The sequence below is a fragment of the Vibrio sp. 1641 genome (assembly GCF_033339995.1).
Taxonomy (GTDB): domain Bacteria; phylum Pseudomonadota; class Gammaproteobacteria; order Enterobacterales; family Vibrionaceae; genus Vibrio; species Vibrio alginolyticus.
In genome coordinates this window covers 1-835 of sequence record NZ_JAWOVP010000094.1, presented here as the reverse complement: position 1 = coordinate 835, position 835 = coordinate 1, and the positions used below count along the sequence as shown (strand labels likewise).

The window sequence follows — 835 nt, the reverse complement described above, 5'->3', positions numbered from 1 at the left end:
ACTTTCTCACTCATTTGGTGACTCTTCTGTTGAGCTCTTACTATCTGTTGTCAACGTTCCAATTAACTCATCATCAACTGGACATTCATTGCATCGGTTCAGACACTGTTCTTTAACAGGGACTGACACACTACAAAGTTCATCATTGCTCTGTTCTATAAGTGTTTCAAGACGACTCATTATTTCCTTCCTATAGTTAGGCATTAAGCGATTGTGATTATAGAAAATTCATCCATTTCCTAAATTTACTGAGACAAAAGGTCATGACAGTTTGAGCAAACACCTTGCTGTTTTTCTCTATCCACTTTTAGCCAATAACATGCCTGGGAGTTCTCAAAACATGCATTATTATCACTACACCCGCAGCCAATGCAGACAGCTTCTTTAGGCTCAGGTCGAATATTATAAATAGATAAATCTACCATGCTTTCCCCTTTAATCATTTGTCTTAACGAAAGGGTCGGGACAATCATCTAAATCAACAAAGTGTCTGTCTGCGATTTCTTCTATCTTCGGATACTCTTCTATGAGATCGAAAACCGACCTACCTTTGAGGTCATAGTCGAACTGAATTCCAGCTCTGAACCAATAATCGATCTGTCTATTCAAGCAGTTCTTTGCTGTAGATTTAGTTGGCTTTTTAAGTAGTTCCTCTAAATCTTCAGAGTCAACATAACCACCCGTCATGTCTTCAGCACAGCCAACTTTTTTAAACAAATACTCCCAGTCGGCGTACAATTCTTCGTATGTCATTGGTGAATCTTCTCCTGGTTAAATAGACTTCATGTTCTTGCGTCGTTTAATTGCATCAACCTCACGATTGTAAGCCTCTAAA

At 38.7% G+C, this 835-nt stretch carries 1 protein-coding gene; it reads right to left on the bottom strand.

What is annotated here, in order from left to right:
- Positions 1 to 435: 435 nt before the first annotated feature.
- Positions 436 to 753 carry a hypothetical protein gene (locus tag R7Z47_RS24345; RefSeq protein WP_025633931.1) on the bottom strand — a complete coding sequence of 106 codons (318 nt, stop codon included), beginning with the start codon at positions 751 to 753 and terminating at the stop codon, positions 436 to 438.
- Positions 754 to 835: the final 82 nt, after the last annotated feature.

What these genes read in the sequence shown, in the direction of transcription:
- R7Z47_RS24345 (WP_025633931.1), bottom strand. Translation starts at nt 753, where the DNA reads ATGACATACGAAGAATTGTACGCCGACTGGGAGTATTTGTTTAAAAAA.